We start from the raw sequence: 20,256 nt of genomic DNA on the forward strand, positions 1-20,256 counted from the left end.
GCCGAAAAATAGACCATCTTGACCACTTAAACAAGAGTGCTCACTTTGAACAGTTTTGTCCGGTACGGTGGCCGCATGGCCGACGCCGGACTCACCGCACCAGCGCTCACCGGCATCCGCCGTCTGTCCGCCCTGGACACCGTCCGGGCACGCATCGCGCTGGCCGTCGAACTCGGCCTGCTCGTCCCCGGGGAACGCCTGCCGCTCAACGCGGACATCGCCCGGGCGCTGGACGTCGGCGAGATCACCGTGCGCCGGGCGCTGGTCTCGCTGTGTGAGGACGGTGTGCTCGAACGGCGGCGTGGGCGCACCGGTGGGACCCTCGTCGCCGCCTCCCCCGCCACCGGCCGGGTCCAGGAGATCGCCGCCTACACCGGAGCCACGGCGGAGATCGGCGAGCTCATCGACCACCGGCTCGCACTGGAATGCGGTCTCGTCCACCTGGCCGCGTTGCGCCGGCCCCCGGAGTGCCTGGCGGAGCTGCATTCCCTCGTGCAGCGCATGGACCAGGCCACGAGCTGGGCCGAGTTCCACGACCTCGACGCCCGGTTCCACCTCGCCGTCGCCCACGCCAGCGGCTTGGCCTCATCGAGGTATGCCGAGGCGCTGCATGAGCTCTACCGGTACTACCTGCCCTACCCCATCAACTACCTGCGCGAGTCCAATGAGGAACATCGCGCGCTCGCGCGGGCCATCACCGGCCAGGACCCGGTCGCCGCGGTCGAGGTGGCCGGCCGGCACGTGGAAGCCTTGCGCCACACCATGCTTTCCCGTCCGCCGGAGTAGACGCGTTCACCCGGTGTAGCTGATCCGGTCGGCCTGGATGGTCAGCAGCACCCGGGTCTGGGTCTGGCCCGGATACCAGCTGTAAGGCGCACCGGTGTACCGCAACGCGACTTTGTCGATGTGCTCCGCCGCGCCTTCGGTCGTGATGCTCAGGACATGACCCCGGATCGCGTAGTAGCGGAACGGGTTGTCCGGGTCCAGGATGTTCACCGCCACCCGCGGGTCGCGCTCGAGATTCCTGATCTTCTGGAAGCCCAGGGCGCTGTTGATCAGGATGTGCTCGCCGTCGGTGTCCGCCCAGGTCTGGGTGAGGTGCGGCGAGCCGTCGGCCATCGAGGTGGCCAGGAAGCACTGGCTGGGCTGTTGGAGCAACGCGATCAGGCCGTCGGGGAGGTCCATGGCCGTATCTTGGCCTGTCCGGACGCGCTTCGCACGGAGTCATGCCTGGTAGCGCGGTTTTGTCGGTGCCGTCGGGCATGATGGCGCGCATGTCAGACGAGGACGAGATCGACATCCCCGACGCGTGGCGTCATGCCGTGCACCCGCGCCGTGGTGGGATATCGGCGCTCGAGTTGCCCGGCACCGAGCACGAAAACGTGGCGAAGCTCGCCGCACCTGGTGTGGACGTGCCGGACATCCGCGAGCGCACTCTCCGTCACGCGGACACCGATCCCGCGCTGAGCAGGTTGCCGCGGGGCGGGATCGAGGCTGACGGCGTTCTGCTGGCGCTCGCACCGCACCCGGAGCGCGGAGCCATCACGTACGGCTCGTCACTCGCGCCGATCGATGACCTCGTGGCCGGCCGCGGGCTCGCCCATGCGGCGGCCGCGTTCGTGGCGAGCTGCGGGTACTTCGTTGTCGATCGGTTCACCGCTGACCAGAGCACGCCCCTGTTGCGCCACAACGAGGCCACGGACGGCCAGTATTCCGTGTGGACGGACGCCGCGCGGCAGCTGCGGTCGATGCTGGCCATCGCACCGCAGGACGTGTACGACAGCACGATCGCCGCGCTGGCCCCATTTCGCGACGGGCTGCTGCGCCAGCGGATCGTCACCTCGTATCTCGTCCCCGCCCGGCCCGGGTGGGCGGACGCGGATGTCGACGATCTGCCGCCGAACTACCGGGGATCGGTCGGTCTGCTCTTCTACAGCATGGCGACGGTCGAGCAGCTGTCCCGGTGGCGGGCGACGTCGCTGGAGCAGTTCGTCACCGCGTATGACGCGGTCGGAAACGACGTGGTGCCACTGCTGATCCGCTGGCTCGACCAGTCGCGCTGGGAGGCCGAGGCTCGGCGCGATGCGCTCAGTGTGCTGACGCGGATCCCGGCGGACGCGGCGTTCGACGGACTGCTGCACCGGTTGGAACTGCCGGACGTGCCGGTTGCGGTGCGCACTGCGGCCGAGTTGTTCCCGAGGCGCGCGGCGCGGCTGCTCGGCACCCACCGGGACGGCGACATGATCGACGCTTTGTTGTTCAGCCACGTGCGCAGGCACCCGGATGTCCCCGAGGCCAAGCTGTTCACCCGCAAGCCGGACGCGGCACCTGAGGCCGTCCCGGTGCTGCTCGCCTCGCCGCCCTGGCGCCGTAAACCACCCCCACCGGTCAAGGTCGCTCCACTCACGACCGAACCGCGGATCGTGTGGCAGGACGGTGAACAGGAACGCTGGGCCTACGACTGGCGGGCGTTCACCGCCGACCGGACACTCGTGCACCTCCCGCTCGCCGAGAAAGGCATTGCGCCGCCTGAGTTCTACATCAGGGCGCCGGACGACCTCGTCCGTCCGCTGCTGGCCCGCTGGCAGGCCGAGTCGGCCTCGTTCTACCTCGAGGCGCCGCAGGTGGTGGTCGCCAAGTACGAACTGGACGCGCTGGCGCCCTTCCTGCGGCTGGCGCGGAAGAAACCGGTCGTGGGCGCGCGGCTGCTGATGCCCTACCTTGCCGTCGAGGTCGCCGAGCTGATGGCGGAATGGCTGACGCGGTCCCGTCAGTTCCGCCCGGTCGCGCAGGAATGGTTCACCCGCCACGGCGCCGCTGCCGCCGCGCTGCTCATCCCGGCCGCCCTCGGTGCGGCACAAGCGAATTCGATGACGGTATCGATTACAGCGGCGCTCGCGCTCAGCCGTCTCGACGCGGACGATGTGCGCGCCGCGGCCAAGGAACTCGGCTGTGTCGAGGCCGTCGAGACGTTCCTTGCCCGCGACCCGCTCGACCTCGTCCCGGCCAAGATCCCGGCCGTGCCGAAGTGGGCGGACCCCCGTCACCTCCCGCAAGTGCTGCTGGCCGGTGGCGAGTACGCCCTGCCCGTCGAACCTGTCACCGCGCTGCTGCGCATGATCGCGATGTCGCAGCTCGACATGCCTTACGAGGGTCTCCGGGTGGTCGCCGAGCAGTGTGATCCGGCGAGCCTGTCGGCGTTCGTGTGGTCGCTCTACCGGCTCTGGGAGGCCGAGGACCGGCCCTCCAAAGACGTGTGGGCCATGAACGCCCTCGGCTACTTCGGTGACGACGTGATCGCCGACCGGCTCGCACCGCGGATCCGGGCGTGGCCGTCGGAAGGGGCGGCGCCACGAGCGAAACGCGGGGCGGACGTGCTCGCCGCGATGAACTCCGACCGGGCCATCGGCCACCTGTCCGCGCTGGCGCGCAACGCCAAGTCCGGACCGCTGCGCAGCCACGCCGCCGCCGCGCTCGACCGGGTCGCCGCCAACCGCGGGCTGCTGCCCGAACAGCTCGACGACCTGCTGGCGCCGGATCTCGGCCTCGACGGTGATCCGGTCGAGTACCGCGGGGTGTCCTATGTGGTCGAGCTCGGCGAGAAGGGCGACCTCGTCCTGCGGGACCCGTCCGGACAGCGGCTGAGCACGGTGCCCAAGGCTGCCAACGAGGACGAGAAGGCCGTGGCGTCCGCGTGGAACAGCAGGCGCCGCAAGGCAAAACCGGTCATCGCCGACCAGGCGGCCCGTCTTGAGGAGGCGATGGTCGTGCAACGCCGGTGGACCGCCGGCGACTTCCGGACCCGGATCGCCGGGCATCCGCTGCTGGGCCGGTTCGCCCGCCGGCTCGTGTGGGCGCTCGACGACCGCACTGCCGTCATCGACGCCTTGGGCGACCTGGTCGGCCCCGACGGCGGGCTGATCGGTGACGGCACCTGGATCCGGCTGGCCCACCCCGCGACCGACGACTTCGCCCCGTGGGCGGTCTGGCTCGCCCAACGCGGTGAGCAGCCGTTCAGCCAAGCCGGGCGGGCGGTGTTTCCCGGCGAGGACCCATCGACCTACTGGCAGTGCACCGTCGAGGCCGCGCGGCTGTTCGGCCTCCTCCGCCGGGGCTGGCAATGGGGGCCGACCGGCCACGCCGCCATGCGCCATCAACTGTTCCGCGCGTTCGGCCCGGAAGGACGCGTGGTGCTGACCATCGATCCGGGCCTGTCCGCGGTGACGGACCCGAAGGCGGAACCCGGGCAGACGATCACCGAGATCACCTTCGAGTCCGCCGCGGGCGAACTCGGGGTGTTCAGCGACCTGCCACTCGTCACCCGCTCAGAGCTGATCCGGTCCCTGCGCACACTCGAGGAGGCCTAGACTGGACTTTCGCCTGCATTGCTGGGGAGGGCACGTGGATCGCAGGGCTTACACCAGCGCGGACATCATCGTGGTGTCGCTGCAGGATGCGGTCCGCAAGCGCACCGAGATGTGCTTCGGGGTCGCCCGCGACAATCCGGATCTGGCCACGAACATCCTTCGCGCCGTCATCGACGACGCTCTCCATCCGGCGGGCGGTGGCGCTCACCGCATGGTCGACATCGAGATCGTCGGCGACCTGCGGTTCACGGTCACCGACGACCTGCCGCCGCTCCTGGATGATCTCGGCGAGCCGCAGCCGGGCTTCTACGATTCCCTTCTCTGCAAACGAAGATTTGCCCTGGCGGCCGCCGCCGCGCTCAGCCGCCACACGCTCATCGAAGTACGGGCCGGCGGTCGCGGCTGGCGGCAGGAACTCACCGGGACCACTGCCACGGCCGCAAATCCGTTTGCCTGCCCTGGAACCGTCGACGGAACCGGCGTCACGTTCGACCTCGACGCCACCTTCCTGGCGCCCGGCTCGGTCATCTCCACCTCGCCGGAGCGTCTGCGGGCTGGCGGCACCTCCTGCGACACCTGCTCCGGCACCCTTCGGGCCGAAACCCTGACGATCCAAGACCGCCGTCCGTCAACCCGCTCGGCGCCCCAGCTATAGGCCTGGCATGGACCGGGGCTGGGATCCCCAGCTGGCGGGGATGTGGGCGCTGGTTTCGTCCGGCGTGACCTCATCGGTGTGCCAGACGGCGGTCAGTTCGACGCCGAAGGGGAACTCGCGCTGGACGCCGTCTTCGAACGAGATCACCACATGGGTGTCCGGGCCTGCTGGGTGGTTGTCGTCCCAGTGCACGTGCTCGACGATCGCGGTCAGCGAGCCGTCCGGGCCGATGAGACGGTAGCCCTCGTCGACGTCCTGTGACCGCACCGGCAGCAACTTCGGCTGGTATCTCGCGGCTCGTTCATCGCGTCGGTACACGCGGGGATCGTAACTAGCCCGCCAGCAGCGCGGGCAGGGACTGGACGGTAGGTGCCAGCTGTAGCCTTCCCTGCAGCATCCTGCCGCCAAGCCGGATGTCGACGCTTGCCGTGAACTCAAGATCGTCGATGCCGTCATAACCGTGCCGGATGACCGAGTGGTAGATGTGTTCGGACACCACGAGAACCACGGGCGCGATCGACTGCTCCAGGTGGTGTTTCACCGCGGGGGCGTCCAGCAGGCGGCAGGCGAGGTCGAGGTCTTCGCCATAGCAACCTCGGGAGTCGTGGTGTACCTCTCCGGCGTGCAGGACCGCGCGAAGACGGAAGGACCGATGCGGGTTGTGTGCGTTGTGCTCGGCCAGCATCCGGGCAAGCGCCGGGACGACCGTGGTGAGCAGCATGGTCTTGGGTATGTCGTCATGGGGATGGATGAGTGCAAGCACACCGTCGCCCCGGTCCACCAGCGGGTCGTGGTGCTGGGGTGCGATACCCGCCGCCCCCAGTGCGGACTGGAGCAGGTCGTACATGTCGGACCGGAACCGGCCCCTGCCCATGTTCGTGCGTGTGGTCGACCCCTCGACGTCGAGTCCGAGAATCGAGCGGTGACAAGGTTGTCCGTGCACGAGAGCCCCCTCGCTGACGGTTCAGCTGACCCCGTCAGCCAACAGCCTGACCTGAGTGGCACGCCAGTGGCTTAGGACCGGATCCGGGCACGGTCATAGGCAAGGGCCGAACGTCCTCACCCAGATGGACGCCGCCCGGCTCAGCGCGCCCGGCGGCCGTCCGCCGCGAGTGGACCTTCGCGTTCAGCCCTCCCTCTCGATCGCGAGGGCCTCACATGACCGGACACCGCATGAACCGGCCCGGTGCGCTACCGCCACACCCGCGCCTCCCAGGGCGCGATTGCCGACGGCAGACCTTCGCGGCCGAGCCCGACACGACCGCAAACAGCCAGCGGGCCTACCCGGACACACTGTCCGGACACTGTGTCTTGACATTGCGTCCGGTGTGCATGACGCTGATGGCATGGGTGGCTGCAAGGAGGGACGGCGAGCGCATGGTGGACTGGTTCTTCACTAACCTTCCGTGGCTGTGGCTGGGGTTCATCGTGCTCGGCAGCAGCCTGGTCAACGTGCTGTGGAGCGGTGTCGTCGTGCTCCGCGCCGCGGACGTCAGGTATGACCCGCAGGCGTGTCAGGAGCGGACTCCGGTCGTCGACCTGAAGAAGGCCTTGACCCGGCGGCACAGCTGGCCCCGGTTAGCGGTGCCGTTGTTCGTGATCTGCACGGCGTTGTACGGGCTTCAGCTGGTCTCGATGACCCTCACCACGTACACCCTGATCTCCATCGGCTGGTTGCTGACCATGCCGGTCCGCGAGATCTGGGGCATCTCGGTGGCGCGCCGGGTGTTCCGGGAACTGCACGGGCACGCCGGGCCGGCCAGGTTCTGGCGGGATGTCCGCGAGTACTACTCGCTGGGCCTCAAGATGCCGTCCTTGCCACCCGAGAAGCAGTGGTTCGTCGGCAGGTTCCGGTGGCTCAACAGGTTCCAGAAGTTCCGGTTCCTGGGCCAGGTCTACCGGTTCTGGGGGATCTTCGGGGCGGCGGCCATCTCGTTGCTGTGGCCGGTCGCGAGCGCTGTGGCGATCTTCCACCACCTCGACAAGGTCGCGGAGGACTCGTACCTGCGGCCATGGTGGCGGTTCGACCGCGCCAAGCCGCAGCAGCCCGTCCAGCAGGCTCGCGTCCAGGTGTACGAGCCCCTGTCGCGGTGAGGTCAGGCGGGGTTGGGCGGTTCGGCGACCTGGAAGACCGGATGCCGGGCCGCCTCCGCGGTGAAGGCATCGACCGGATCACCCGGCTTGGCGTCGAAATACGGCCTGGTCACGGGTTCCTTGCGGGCGTACTCCTTCAGCACCGGACCGCTTTGCGCGGCGTCGCTCTCGAACACGCTTACCGTTCGGACGCGACGCCCGTGCCGGAGCTGCACCTCGCCCGCCGCCCGTGCGTTACGCACCCACGCGACGTCTCCGTACGGCGCCACAAGCCATTCGCCGCCGTCGAAGTTCAGCAGCCGGACCGGTGTCGTGTGCGGCCGGCCGGTGCGTCTGCCCCGAACCGTCAGCAGCACGTAGCTGCGCGGCGCCACGCCCGCGCGCAGCAACGCGCTGATCGCGGCGTTGCCCGCCTTCCTGAGTGTCCCGTACTCGTATTTCCTGGCCACCCACCCGACAGTACATGCGGCCGATGGTCCGGACCACTGAGTCCACAGTAGATCGATCACGCAGGGTTCACCGGATGTTCGTGCCGGACCCATAGGTTCCCGGCCATGGACGTCGCCAGAAGAACATTGCTCCAAGCGGCCATCGGCACACCAGTCGCCGCTTCTGCCATTGCCGCAGGCACGGCGGATGCCGATGAGCTTTCTGCCCGCCAGACCGATCCCGGCAGCCCGCGATTCACCCTCGCCGTGCTGCCCGACACCCAGTACCTGCTGGACGAAGGCGGCTCGGATCCGGAGCCGGTCCGGGAGACGCTGCGCTACCTCGACCGACGGCGGAGCGAGGCGAACATCGTGTTCATGGCCCACCTCGGGGATGTCACCGAACACGGCACCAGCCAGGAAATGCAGGCCGCCGACAAGGTCTTCGCGACGATCGACCGCGCGCTGCCCTACAGCGTGCTGGCTGGCAACCATGACGTTCGCGGGGACGACCAACGCAGTGACACGCCCTACCTGCGGACGTTCGGCCCGTCCCGGTTCACCCGGATGCCCACGTACGGCGGGTCGTCGCCGGATGGCTACAACAGCTTCCACATCTTCTCCGCCGCGGGCCGTCGTTGGCTGCTGCTGGCGTTGGACTGGCGGCTGTCCGCGAAGGGAGTCCAGTGGGCGCAGCAGGTGATCGACACGCACCGCGACCTGCCAGTCATCCTGACCACGCACGAGCTGGTCTGGGCCGGTGACGACGGCGCCGCGCACCTGTCCGAGTATGGACAGACGTTGTGGGACAACCTGATCCGCCGCAACGACCAGATCTTCCTGACCCTCAACGGGCACTTCTGGCCGCCCGGGCGGACCACGCTCACCAACGACCACGGCAACGCGGTGCACCTGCATATCACGAACTACCAGGACCGCTACTACGGTGGCGCGGGCATGCTCCGGCTGTACTCGTTCGACTTGGCGCGCAACGTCATCGACGTCGAGACGTTCTCGCCATGGCTGCTCGCACAACGCGACCCGGCCCAGCTCGCGGCGGAGAACCTGGAGCTCACCGGCCCGGCCGACCGGTTCAGTGTGGAGATCGACTTCCGCCAGCGGTTCGCCAGGTTCGCCCCACCGGTCCTGCCACCACCGCGACCGGCGCGCGCCGTGCTCGTGCGGGACACGGTGGCGTACTGGCGTTTCGACAAGGAGGGGTTCCCGGTCGCCGACGGACCGGTCGCGGTGGGAGCGGTTGCACGGGATCTGTCCGGCAACGGCAACGACCTGCGGATGGAACGGCTGAACAACAGCACGCCCGATGTGCTGACCTGGTCGGCCGACCACGACGAACGCCAACCGGCGCACGCCAGCCTCCGGTTCGACGGCGGCCAGTCCCCCGATCGCGGCGCGGTTCTGCGCACGTCCGCGACCGCCCCGCTCAACAGCGCGAAGTTCGAGTCCGGGTACACCATCGAGACGTTCATCAAGCTGCCCGGGCCGTTCGCCGGGCAGCACGCGTTCATGGGCATCCTGAGCTGGGAGGGCCGCAGCGGCGACGCCGGAAAGCACAGCGGCTGGTCCCCCGATGAACCGACCTGCAGCCTCAACGTGTCCGGGGAACGGTTCCTGCAGTTCGTGGTCTACCCGGTGACCGTCGACGCCGATCCCACGTCCTGGAGCCACGCCCTGCCGGCCGGCCGCTGGACGCACATCGCGGTCGTCAACGACGGCCACCACACCGTCATGTACGTGGACGGCTCGAAGATCGCGCGCAACGCCGCCGAGGAGTCGCGCGGCATCACGACCCTCGGCCGCCCGTTCGCCCTCGGCGGCACCCAGTTCGCGTTGAAGTACGGCCAGGGCTTCTACGGCTGGCTCGGCGACACCCGGATCGTCGCCCGCGCACTGCGCCCGGACCAGTTCCTGACCGGCCGACGCTGATACTCGGAGCTGGCGTACATCGCGCCCTGGCCCGGTTGCGGGTCAGGGCGCTGCTCAGAGTTCCCAGACACCAAGCGGTTTCTCGCCGGTGTCCGTCCACCCACCCTGGCCTTGGCTCGTACGGACGTCTTGTTGATCTGCTTCGCCGAGGACTTGGCATCGGCAGCCGGCCCGGAGGGCGGCGCCGAGTCTGCCTTGGCGTCAGCGGAACCGCAGGCGCTGGCGAACAGGATGGCGCCAGCCAGCACGACGCCGGTGATTGCGCGAACCATCAGAGGAGGAACCTTTCGGACTGCCGAACGACACCCGGCGTTGCGGGCCGCGCCTACTGTGCCGCCGGCTCCATCCCCTTAACATGGGAAAAATACTTATAGTCCTGTTGGGACAGCTGTGGCCATCAGGCAGGCCTGGATGTCTGATCCGCTTGTCCGCGCAGGGCGGTCGGTCGCTCGACGATCTCGCCGGTTCGAAAGTTTCGACGCACAAGGCCTTGAGGTGACTGCTTGACGGGAACGGCGAGGCGGTTCTACGTTCGGGAACGGTTGTCACGCAAAGGCTTCGAAAGTTTCGGTTTCCCCGGTGCCGAGGGCGGGAGGCGCACGCGATGGCCGGCAGGTTTTCGGTTGTCTGCCTGGGATTGGCCGGTGTGGTCACGGCGGGCGTCCTGGTGGCGGCGAATGCGGTGGGCGGCGGCGCGGCCGACGCCGAAGGGTCCGCGAGGTGGGTGCATACGTGGACGGCGATGCCACAACTCACCGAACCGGCGAACATGCCGCCACCGCCGTTCACCCAGGACAACCTGGTGCTGGCGGACAGTACGCTGCGGCAGACCATCCGGGTCACCACGGGCGGCCAGGACCTGAGGTTGCGGTTCTCCAACGCGTTCGGCGGTGCGGTGCTGCCGATCACCGGGGTGTCGCTGGCGGTTCCGGCGGGCGGGCTGGCCGGTGTGAGCGCGATTCAGCCAGGCAGCACACGAGCGGTGACGTTCCAGGGAAAGTCCTCTGTGGACGTTCCGGTGGGCGCGCAGGTGGTGTCGGATCCGATCGGCTTCGCCCCCGCGCCACGGATGAACGTCACGGTCACGATGTACCTGGCGAAGGGGCAGGCGTCGAACAGCATCACCTCCCACCCCGGATCCCGCACGACGTCGTACCTGACGACCGGCGACCACCGCGCCGACGGTGACCTGCCCGGCGCGACCTCCGTCGCCCACTGGTACTTCCTGAGCGGTGCCGAGGTGCTCACCAGGCGCGCCACCGGTGCGGCGGTCATGCTGGGCGACTCGCTGACCGACGGCCGTGGCTCCACCACGAACCTGAACAACCGCTGGCCCGACCAGCTGCTCGACCGGCTGCAGACGCGCCCAGCGACGGACGGGACAGCCGTGCTGAACGAGGCCGCGGGCGGCAACCGGGTCCTCAACGACGGCCTCGGCCCGAACGCGCTGGCCCGGCTGGACCGCGATGTCCTTGCGCAGAGCGGGGTCAGGTGGCTGGTCGTGTTCGAAGGCGTCAACGACATCGGCACCGCCCCGGCCGACGCTGCCTCGCAACAGGACATCGCCGAGGACCTGATCGGCGCGTACGACCAGATCATCATCCGGGCACACGCCCAAGGCATCCGCGTCTACGGCGCGACCCTGCTGCCGTTCGGCGGCAACACCGCCTACGACGACCCGGCCGGAACCCGGGAAACGGCCCGGCAGACGGTCAACCGGTGGATCCGGACAAGCCACCGGTTCGACGCCGTCATCGACTTCGACGCCGTGACGCGTGATCCGGCCGACGCCCGGCGGCTGCTGCCCAGTGTCGACGACGGAGACCACCTGCACCTCAACCCGTTCGGGTACAAGGTGCTCGCCGATGCGGTCCCCGCCTCCCTGCTGCGGTAGCGGACCGATCCACATCGGACAGTGCGGCCACCAGCGAGGAGGAACCTGCGATGCGATCCGGCTCACCGTGGCGGCTTTTCCCGGTGCTCGTGATGCTCATCGGCCTGACAACGGCCGTGCCCGCGCAGGCCGCACCGGCGGACGCCTATGACGGGTCCAGCATGTGGCTGCGTTACGTGCCGGTGAGCGACCCGGGTCTGCTGCACAGCTACCGGCGGACGATCGGCTCGATCGTCGTGGAGAACGCCGATCGCGACGAGGTCCACCGCCACACCCCGAACCTGGCCATGGCGCCAGGATCGGCCGAGCACCTGGCGCGGACCACGTTGGCAGCGGCCAGGGACGAGCTGGACCGGGGGCTGGACGGATTGCTCGGCCGGGATGTCCCGGTCGAGACTCGCCCGCGCGACGGCGCCGTCATCGTGGGAACCCGCAGCAGTTCGACAGCCGTGAGCCGGTCCATCTCCGTGCAGGACTTGGCTTCCGCGGGCACTGACGGGTATGTGATCCGTTCGGTCGTCCAAGGCGGGCAACGGTTCACCGTCATCGCCGGCAACACCGACCTCGGCGCCCTGTACGGGTCATACGCGTTCCTCCGGCTGCTGCAGACGCAGAAACCGGTCACGAACCTCACCATCCTCGAAACGCCGAAGGTCAAGCACCGCCACCTGAACTACTGGGAGACCGAGCGCCTCTACGCGGGCAACAACGCGACCGGAACAGGCGGGCTCAACGGCGAAAACGGTGCCATCTTCGACTTCGCCGCCACCGGCGCCAGCGCCGGCAAGAACCTGCCCGTCATCCTCGACCGGTACATCGTCGCGGCGCGGTCGCTGGCATCGGTGGGGATCAACGGGATCACGATCAACAACGTCAACGCCAACACCGCCTACCTCACACCCGCGTACATCGAGCAGGAAGCCGCGCTGGCCGATGCGTTGCGGCCCTATGGAATCCGGATCGCCGTGTCGATCAACTACGCGGCACCCACGGATCAGCGGTTCGCGCCGGACACCTTGACGCCCCAGCAGCTCAACCCGTACAGCGCCGAGTTCCAGGGCTGGTGGAACCGCAGGGCACGGCAGTTACAAGCGGCCATCCCGGACTTCATCGGGTTCACCGTGAAGGCCAACTCCGAAGGCCAGCCCGGACCACAGGACTTCGGGTACGACCACGGCGACGGCGCGAACGGGATCGCCGCGGCGATCGCGCCCCTGGGGATGATGATCTACTGGCGCACGTTCGTCTACAACGCCGAAGTGGACAACGACCGGCTCAAGCGGCCGTATCTGGAGTTCGGCCACATCGACGACGAGGTCCAGCCGGACGGGACGCGGGGCCGGTTCGCGGACAACGTGTTCCTGCAGACCAAGAACGGGCCGCTGGACTACCAGGCCAGGGAACCGGTCCACCCGATGTTCGGCCGCATGGAGAACACCAACCAGGCGATCGAGCTGCAGGTCACCCAGGAGTACACGGGCCAGAACACCATGCTCGCGTACTTGGCGCCCATGTGGGAGGAGGTCCTGAAGACCGACACGTACGCCACGGACGCCCAGGGACGGTTGCTGGGCAAGCGGTTGGTGGGGAACATTGTGGACGGAACCGCGCAGGGCCAGCGGGACACCGCCATCGTGGGCGTGGCCAACCTGGGCAACGCGGACAACCTTACCGGCCACCACTTCTCGCAGGCGAACCTGTTCGCGTTCGGCCGGCTGGCCTGGAACTGGACCCTTGACTCGCGGAGTATCGCGGACGACTGGGTCCGGATGACCTGGAGCAACCGGTCGCACGTGGTCGACACGATCGTCCGGATGATGATGGGCTCCCGGGAAGCGCTCGTGAACTACCAGACCCCGCTTGGCATCGCGCACCAGTTCCGGTCCAGTGACCACTATGGACCGAACCCGGCGGAGTGGTTCATCAAGGACGACTGGAGCCCGGTGTACTACAACAAGGCGGACAGCGCCGGCCTGGGATATGACAGGTCCGCCACGGGAAGCAACTTCGTCGCGCAGTATTTCCCTGTGCTGGCGGCGAAGTACGGCAACATCGACACGGTCCCGGAGAACCTGATGATGTGGTTCCACCACGTGCCGTGGGACCACCGGATGCGCAGCGGCCGGATCTTCTGGGACGAGCTGGTCTACCGCTACCAGGTGGGCGTCCAGTACGTCACCTGGATGCGTCAGACCTGGGACTCCCTGCGGCCGTACATCGACGCGCGCCGGTTCGCGGAGGTCCAGGCGAAGCTCGCGGCCCAGGAAACCGATGCGGCCGCGTGGCGGGACACCTGCGTGAACTACTGGCGGGAGTTCAGTGGCCGCGCCAATCCCGTTGACGACGGGCCGCTGTCGATCAAGATCGTGGTCAACGGTCGAACGGTGGGCGGGTTCGACTTGTCCGCCTCGTCGTACACGATCCCGGTGTCCGCCGGTGGGTCGACGAGAATCAGCAAGGTCATCCCGGCCGATCCGCGTGTGCGCTACGAAATCCTTTCCCAGTCCGCTGAACGGGCTGTTGTGCGAGTCACCGGGGAGAGCTACTTCGGGCCGATCGTCAAGGACTACGTCTTCACGATGGTGCCTGACACCACCCTGAAGAGCCTCAAGGTGAACGGCCGGCAGCTGGCGTCCTTCGCTCCGAACATCCTTGATTACCACGCCGTTCTGCCGAAAGCCGGTGCCGCGGCGAAGGTGGACGCCGCCGCGAACGACCGGGCGGCCAGCGTCCACATCGAACAGACACCGGCGCAGGCGAAGATCACCGTCACGAACGGCCCCGCGACCTCGGTCTATACCGTGGAGTTCGACACCGCGATCCGGGGCAGTGACGAGTTCACCTCAGCGCAGCTGGGATCACAGTGGCGATGGGTGCGACCGGACAGCGAGACCTGGCGGCTGGGCAACGGATCGCTCGTGATCACGTCGCAGACCGGCGACCTGCAGGAGGGAGTGAACACCGCACGGAACGTGGCGTTGCAGGACGTGAACGGCGACTGGTCGGCGCAGACCCGGATCGTGTTCTCCCGCCCGGTCGCCGAGAACAACGAGCAGGGTGGCGTCATCGCCTACGCCGACGACGACAACTACGTGAAACTGGCCTGGGAGATGGGGAACGCGAGCGCCCCGGTCGACAAACGCCGCGTCGTGCTCCTCCGCGAACAGGCAGGCGTCGCGACCACCCTGCAGGTCACCGGATCCGACGCGCAACGGATCGTCGGGCCGTCCGGCGCCGTGTGGCTCAAGCTCACCAAGGCTGGCAACACCTACAAGGCTTACTATTCCGGCGATGGGACCGTCTACAAGTTCCTGGGATCCTCCACTTTGGACGCTGCGCCGCAGGGTGCCGGGCTGGTCGCCTTCAACCGGGGTGGAACGTCCAGGGACCTGAACGTGGCCTTCGACTACTTCCGGATCGAAAGCCGCGGTGACCGCATCCGCTGACGCGTCACGGTTCGACTGCCGGGCAGCTGCCGGTCGGAGCCGTAAGGGTGAGCAGATAGGTGTCGGCGCCACCGCGCGTACAGGAGCTGCGCGGATAGGCGACGTGACCCCAGCCTTCGTAGGTCAGCAGCACGGTGTGGCGTGGCGCTTGCCGGTGGAGGTTGACCGCCCAGGCGTACGGGGTGACCGGATCGTGTCGCGCGTTGAGCACCAGTATCGTTGGCGCGTCACGGATGTCGAGCCGATGCGGCGGGTTGGCGGGCGGCCCGGGCACGCCGATGCACGCGGTGGGTTCGTCGTGGCCGATGAGGCTGCCGCGCATGAGGGGAGACCGGCGGAGCTCGTAGGCGCGCAGCCGGGAGTACTCCTGGAAGGTCCTGATCCGCAGCGAGAAGTCCTGGCACACGGTCGCCAGCCGGACCGACTCGTAGTTCGGCTCGAAGGCCACGACCGGGGCCGGGGCGGCGATCAACTGCGCGACCCAGGGCCAGTCCGGGTCGCGCAGCGCGCGGTAGACATCGTCGATCAGGTCCTGCCTACCGGACGGTTGGCCATCCGCGCGCACGAGTGCGGCCTCCCACGCCTGGAACACGTCCTGTCCGTGCAGCGGACACGCGGTGGTGCGGTCGCACCAGCGCGCGAACTCGACGAACGAGTCGTCCACGGCCGCGGCGCGGTCGCCCATGAAGTGTTTCGTGTCCACGCTGTGGTCGACGACGCTGTCGAGGACCATGGCACGGACCCGGTCACCGAACTGCTCGGCGTACTGCTGACCGAACACCGTGCCGTACGACAGACCCAGGTAGCTGATCTGCCGCTCCCCCAACGCCCGCCGGGCCGCGTCCAGGTCGCGGGCGACGGTGGCGCTGTCGGCGTGGTCGAAGACCGGTCCGGTGCGTTCGCGGCACTGGCCGAGCACTCGCTGGTTGAACCGGAGCAGCGCGGTGAACTCGGTCTCGGTGGCCGGGTAGGTCGTGGGCCGGCCGGTCATCAGGTCGGCGCAGTGGATCGCGAGGCTGTCGCCGGTGCCGCGCGAGTCGACGCCGACGATGTCGAACCTGGCCCGGATCTCCGGGCTGAAGAACCCGGACAGCGCGAACTGGGCCGCCGATCCGCCAGGTCCGCCGGGGTCGACCAGCAGCACACCGAGCCTGCGCGCCGGATCGGTCGCGGTGTGGCGGGCAAGCGCGAGATCGATGTGCCGGCCCGTTGGCCTGTTCCACTCCAGCGGAACGCGCAGTGTCCCGCACTCGCCCGCCGGGTTGTCCGGACATGCCGCCCACCTGATGGCGGGCGCGGGTTCGGCGTTCGCCGTGCCGGCGCCGGTCACCAGCGTGATACCGGTCATGAGGACGACAAGGTTCCGCCTGATCGGCCGCACAGCTCCCCCAAACCGTCGTGGTACGGCCCATCCTAGGGAGGAATCCCTATGCGGGAGCCCACGATCCATCGATCGCGATGCCGGCCGCCGCGGCGATCCGGTCGCGAGACGCCAGCACCTGTGCGCGCAACGCCGGCAGATCCACGCCAAGCAGCCGCCCGTCGCGTTTGACCGCCTTGCCCGCGACGAACACGCTGTCCACCAGACCGGGATGGCCCGCGGCGACGATCGCGCCGACCGGGTGGCTGACCGGGAAGATCGCGGGATCCTCGGCGTCGAGCAGGATCAGGTCGGCGTCCTTGCCGACGGTGATGCTGCCGGTCCGGGCATCGAGTCCGCACGCCCGCGCGCCGTTCACCGTGGCGAACCCGGCAACGTCCCGCGCCGTCAGGGTGCCGTCCAGGCCGCGCTGCACGGCGAACACCGTGCGCATGGCGGCGAACATGTCGCCACCGGCGGACGGGCAGTCGTCGATCGACAGCGAGGGGCGGATCCCGGCCGCCAGCATGCGCCCGGTCTCCGGCCAGCCGAAGCCCATCTTCAGCTCCACGTCCGGACTGATCGACACCGAGCAGCCCGCATCGGCCATCATCGCCACCTGGTCGTCGGACAGGCCGTTGCCGTGCACGATGGTGGTGCGGTCATCGAGCAGGCCGCGGTCGCGCATGTCGGCGATCGGCCGGAGCCCGCTGGGCCAGCGGGTCGCACCGTGGACATGCACGCTTACCCGCAGCCCGAGTTTCCGTGCCAGCGCGACATCCGCGGCCGTAGTGTCCATTGTGGTCAGTTGCGGCCCGCGCAGGCCGAGCACCATGGCGTCATCGGGCAGCCGCTCACGCACGCGCGTGATCTCGGCCTCGATCGACCCGCCCGGGCAGTAGCAGAACAGCGAGCGGCCGGGCGCCTCGGCCAACGCCTGGATCGCGGCGTCGGCGTTCTCGGGACGATCCGAGCAGTGAAACCAGTCGAGCATGGTCGTGACACCCGAGCCGAGCGCCTCGATGCGGCCGAGCAGGTTGCCCAGATAGACGTCCTCCGGCCGGTAGTGCGGCTTGAGCGTGCCGTGCATGGCGACGCCATACTGGTCGAACGTCCAGTCCGCACCGATGCCGCGGAACGCGGTCTGCCAGGTGTGCCGGTGCGTGTCGACGAAGCCGGGCATCACGATCTTGCCTGTGGCGTCGACGATCTCGGCGCCGGCCACGTCGAGGGTGGCGGCGACCGCGGCGATCCGGCCGTCCTCGATGAGCACGTCGGCCTGCGGCAGGTCGCCCACGACCGGGTCCATGCTGACCACCATGCCGCCACGCAGCAGTGTCCTCATTGGCGTCCTCCTAGAGTTGATGTGTCAACTCTAGGATCGTGGAGTTGATGCGTCAACTCCACGCCGGTACGCTTCCACCATGCTCGAACCGGACGAGTGGGAGTTCTGGGCCACCTGGATGCGCGCGCAGCAGTTGCTCGCCCAGGAGCTCGATCGCGGCCTGCAACGCGACTGCGCCATCTCCAAGGCCGAGTTCAGCGTGCTGATGACGCTGTACCGGGCGCAGGGCGACGACATGCGGGTCAGTGACCTCGTCGACGCGCTCGACTGGGAGAAAAGCCGTGTCTCACACCAGTTGACCCGCATGGAGAACCGCGGCCTCGTGACGCAGACCGAGAGCGGCGCCAGCGGCCGCCGCACCCGGGTCGGCTTGACCACGGAAGGCCGAACCGTGGCGCAGAGCGCCATCCTCGTGCACGGCGCCAACATCCGCCGCCACTTCCTCGACCCGCTCACCCCCGACCAGGCCGCGACCATCCGGGCGTGGAGTGAGCAACTGGTCGGCCGCCTCGAACCGCGTCACGACACATGATGCCCGTTGGTGTTCCGGCCGGGTCGACACCGCAAGGCAGCGGCTGGCTTCCCCACGGCTTCCGCCTGAGCAGCCATTCCCATTCCGACGGGCAGCTGGTGTACGCGGCAGCCGGAGCCTTCGCCACCACGACCGAGTACGGGACGTGGGTGGCGCCTGCCAACCGGGTCACCTGGACGCCGCCGGGTTTCCAGCACTCGCACCGGTTCTACGGCCGGACCGACGCCCGCATCCTCGCCATCCCCGCCGATGAGTGCGGCGACCTGACGGACCGCCCCTGCGTGTACGCGGTGTCTCCCCTGCTGCGTGAAGGCATTCTGGCGTTGACCGGTCGCGGGACGAAATCGGCCGGCGCCGACCGACGGCTGCGCGCGGTGGTGATCGACGAGCTCGGCGAGATTCCCGAGCAGTCGCTGCATCTGCCCGAGCCGCGCGACGACCGGCTGCGCGCCGTCACCGATCTGCTGCACGCCGACCCCGGCCGGTCCACGACCCTGGCCGAGCTGGGGCGCGCCGCGGGTGCGAGCGAACGCACCCTCAGCCGTCTGTTCCACACCGACCTCGGCATGAGCTTTCACCGGTGGCGCACCATCCTGCGCATCCACCACGCCCTGATCCGGCTCACCGACGGCGATTCCGTCACCGACACCGCGATCACCTGTGGGTGGTCGAACCCGTCGGCCTTCATCGAGGCGTTCACCGCCGTCGTCGGGCAGACCCCGGGGCGCTACCAGGCCGAGCTGCGCGACCGCGCCGAGTAGAAACCAGGTTGGCGGGTTTTCGTTATCGGGCGTCCGGTTATCGGTGGACGGTCACCATCGACGGGTTCCACAGTGGTGATCAACAGTTCACGCGCCGGTTTCCGGCGATGATCATTCCGGGGAACACATGGCTCAGGCAGACGAGAACACCACCGTGGTCGTCGTGGGCGGCGGGGTGGCCGGGCTCGCGCTCGGCACCTTCCTGCTGCGCAGCGGAATCCGTTGCGTCATCTTGGAAAAGCACAGTCGCGAGCACGTCGAGCACCGGCAGCGAGCCGGTTCTCTCGACGCCCGCGGCGTGCGCATGCTGCACGACTGGGGAGTCGGCGAGGCCGTCGAGGGGCCCAGTCCCGGCTCCTTCGACGCGGCGATGCCGTTGATCGTCGATGGCGAGAAGCGCCAATGGAAGACGGCCGACTACGAGGACGGCGCCTTTGTCCCGCAACAGGTTCTCGTCCGCAACCTGATCAGGATCTTCCTGCGCGACGGTGGCGATCTCCGCTTCGAGGCCAGGGACATCTCGCTGGAAGGGCTGGACACCGAGCGTCCGCTGGTGCGCTATCGGGACGCTACGGGCTTGGCCAAGGTGATCGGCTGCGAGCTCGTCGCGGGCAGCGACGGCTACCAAGGCATCAGCAGGACTGCTGTGCCTGACGGGTTTCTCACCTGCCACACCCACGAGTTCGGGTACGCCTGGCTGACCGTCATGGCCGGCGTGCCCGCCGATCCGCCTGCCGTGATGGCGGTGCACTCCCGGGGTTTCGCCGCACAGATCACCCGGGGGCCCGAGGCGAGCCGCGTCTACCTGCAGTGCCCGGTCACGGACACGGTCGGCGACTGGCCGGACGAACGGATCTGGAGCGAACTGGGCACCCGGTTCGGCGAACCCGTCCGGAGCGGGCCGATTGCCGTGAAGCAGGTCGTGCCGCTGCGTGGTGTGGTGTTCAGTCCGATGAGCTACGGCAGGCTGCATCTCCTCGGCGACGCGGCGCACCTGATCTCCCCGATGAGCGCGGAGGGAATGAGCCTCGCTCTGCACGACGCCGACGTGCTCGCGCGTGCGGTCGTCCACCAGGTCGAGAAGGACGATCCCAGTCCGCTGGAGAGCTACTCCGCCACCTGCTTGACCCACACGTGGGCGCGTCAGGCGGCCGCGGTGTGGATGACCGACACCATGCACGACGCCGGTGACGTCTCCTACCGCGGCGAGTTCTTCCGGCAGGTCGCCCGGGCGAACCTGGAGAACCTCGTCCAGCCGCGCACGCCGGGGAATTGACTCCGCGCATGATCGAGACGCCGGCCGGCGGCGGTCCTGGCGGTGGCGTGGTCGTGGGATGAAAACTCGGCGCCGGTATGAAACTTTCGTCCCGCGATCCGCGCTGACCTCGGTGTCCGGCGGGTGACGTCCGCGGTTCGTTGACTTCTCG

At 68.6% G+C, this 20,256-nt stretch carries 16 protein-coding genes; 10 read left to right on the forward strand and 6 right to left on the reverse strand.

Annotation, left to right across the window (positions count from 1 at the left end; translation table 11 throughout):
• Positions 1-75 precede the first annotated feature (75 nt).
• Positions 76-786, forward strand: coding sequence for an FCD domain-containing protein (locus AB0J95_RS21965; RefSeq protein ID WP_364760547.1), 711 nt, complete (start codon positions 76-78; stop codon positions 784-786).
• Between the two features lie 6 nt (positions 787-792).
• Here the strand turns inward: AB0J95_RS21965 and AB0J95_RS21970 are convergent, their stop codons facing one another.
• Positions 793-1,185, reverse strand: a complete 393-nt coding sequence (locus AB0J95_RS21970; protein ID WP_364760550.1) for a PPOX class F420-dependent oxidoreductase — start codon at positions 1,183-1,185, stop codon at positions 793-795.
• A gap of 89 nt (positions 1,186-1,274) precedes the next feature.
• On the opposite strand from AB0J95_RS21970, the gene AB0J95_RS21975 reads away from it, so the two are divergent.
• Together AB0J95_RS21975 and AB0J95_RS21980 are read left to right on the forward strand one after the other, a co-directional pair.
• Positions 1,275-4,367, forward strand: coding sequence for a DUF4132 domain-containing protein (locus tag AB0J95_RS21975; protein ID WP_364760553.1), 3,093 nt, complete (start codon positions 1,275-1,277; stop codon positions 4,365-4,367).
• Between the two features lie 34 nt (positions 4,368-4,401).
• Complete coding sequence (locus AB0J95_RS21980) at positions 4,402-5,022, forward strand: hypothetical protein (protein ID WP_364760555.1); 621 nt, start codon at positions 4,402-4,404, stop codon at positions 5,020-5,022.
• Here the strand turns inward: AB0J95_RS21980 and AB0J95_RS21985 are convergent.
• Both AB0J95_RS21985 and AB0J95_RS21990 read right to left on the reverse strand, forming a co-directional pair.
• A complete protein-coding gene (locus tag AB0J95_RS21985) occupies positions 5,017-5,340 on the reverse strand; it encodes a hypothetical protein (protein WP_364760558.1) in 324 nt (107 codons plus the stop codon). The genes AB0J95_RS21980 and AB0J95_RS21985 overlap by 6 nt on opposite strands.
• A gap of 13 nt (positions 5,341-5,353) precedes the next feature.
• Positions 5,354-5,896, reverse strand: a complete 543-nt coding sequence (locus tag AB0J95_RS21990; protein ID WP_364760561.1) for a hypothetical protein — start codon at positions 5,894-5,896, stop codon at positions 5,354-5,356.
• A gap of 503 nt (positions 5,897-6,399) precedes the next feature.
• Here AB0J95_RS21990 and AB0J95_RS21995 point away from each other — a divergent pair.
• On the forward strand, positions 6,400-7,116 hold the full coding sequence (locus tag AB0J95_RS21995; protein WP_364760564.1) for a hypothetical protein: 717 nt from the start codon (positions 6,400-6,402) through the stop codon (positions 7,114-7,116).
• Between the two features lie 2 nt (positions 7,117-7,118).
• Here the strand turns inward: AB0J95_RS21995 and AB0J95_RS22000 are convergent, their stop codons facing one another.
• Positions 7,119-7,565, reverse strand: coding sequence for a nitroreductase family deazaflavin-dependent oxidoreductase (locus AB0J95_RS22000; RefSeq protein WP_364760567.1), 447 nt, complete (start codon positions 7,563-7,565; stop codon positions 7,119-7,121).
• A 105-nt stretch (positions 7,566-7,670) separates the two neighbouring features.
• Between AB0J95_RS22000 and AB0J95_RS22005 the strand changes: the two genes are divergently transcribed.
• The 3 genes from AB0J95_RS22005 to AB0J95_RS22015 all read left to right on the forward strand — a co-directional run bounded on the left by AB0J95_RS22005 (position 7,671) and on the right by AB0J95_RS22015 (position 14,831).
• Positions 7,671-9,491: a LamG-like jellyroll fold domain-containing protein gene (locus tag AB0J95_RS22005; protein ID WP_364760570.1), complete on the forward strand. Its 1,821-nt coding sequence runs from the start codon at positions 7,671-7,673 to the stop codon at positions 9,489-9,491.
• 604 nt (positions 9,492-10,095) lie between these two features.
• A complete protein-coding gene (locus tag AB0J95_RS22010) occupies positions 10,096-11,385 on the forward strand; it encodes an SGNH/GDSL hydrolase family protein (protein WP_364760573.1) in 1,290 nt (429 codons plus the stop codon).
• A 50-nt stretch (positions 11,386-11,435) separates the two neighbouring features.
• Complete coding sequence (locus AB0J95_RS22015; RefSeq protein WP_364760576.1) at positions 11,436-14,831, forward strand: alpha-glucuronidase family glycosyl hydrolase; 3,396 nt, start codon at positions 11,436-11,438, stop codon at positions 14,829-14,831.
• A 4-nt stretch (positions 14,832-14,835) separates the two neighbouring features.
• On the opposite strand, the gene AB0J95_RS22020 is transcribed toward AB0J95_RS22015, so the two are convergent.
• Together AB0J95_RS22020 and AB0J95_RS22025 are read right to left on the reverse strand one after the other, a co-directional pair.
• On the reverse strand, positions 14,836-16,179 hold the full coding sequence (locus AB0J95_RS22020; RefSeq protein ID WP_364760579.1) for an alpha/beta hydrolase: 1,344 nt from the start codon (positions 16,177-16,179) through the stop codon (positions 14,836-14,838).
• A 79-nt stretch (positions 16,180-16,258) separates the two neighbouring features.
• Positions 16,259-17,536: an amidohydrolase family protein gene (locus tag AB0J95_RS22025; RefSeq protein ID WP_364760582.1), complete on the reverse strand. Its 1,278-nt coding sequence runs from the start codon at positions 17,534-17,536 to the stop codon at positions 16,259-16,261.
• Positions 17,537-17,615: 79 nt separating this feature from the next.
• Between AB0J95_RS22025 and AB0J95_RS22030 the strand changes: the two genes are divergently transcribed.
• The 3 genes from AB0J95_RS22030 (at position 17,616) to AB0J95_RS22040 (ending at position 20,105) form a co-directional block, all read left to right on the forward strand.
• Positions 17,616-18,068, forward strand: a complete 453-nt coding sequence (locus AB0J95_RS22030; RefSeq protein ID WP_364760584.1) for a MarR family winged helix-turn-helix transcriptional regulator — start codon at positions 17,616-17,618, stop codon at positions 18,066-18,068.
• Complete coding sequence (locus AB0J95_RS22035) at positions 18,065-18,829, forward strand: helix-turn-helix transcriptional regulator (protein ID WP_364760587.1); 765 nt, start codon at positions 18,065-18,067, stop codon at positions 18,827-18,829. The genes AB0J95_RS22030 and AB0J95_RS22035 overlap by 4 nt, the downstream gene beginning before the upstream one ends.
• Before the next feature lie 127 nt (positions 18,830-18,956).
• Positions 18,957-20,105, forward strand: a complete 1,149-nt coding sequence (locus AB0J95_RS22040; RefSeq protein ID WP_364760590.1) for a 4-hydroxybenzoate 3-monooxygenase — start codon at positions 18,957-18,959, stop codon at positions 20,103-20,105.
• The last annotated feature ends 151 nt before the right edge of the window (positions 20,106-20,256 follow it).

Origin of the sequence: Actinocrispum sp. NPDC049592, from assembly GCF_040675465.1 — a bacterium.
Classification (GTDB): Bacteria; Actinomycetota; Actinomycetes; order Mycobacteriales; family Pseudonocardiaceae; genus Kibdelosporangium.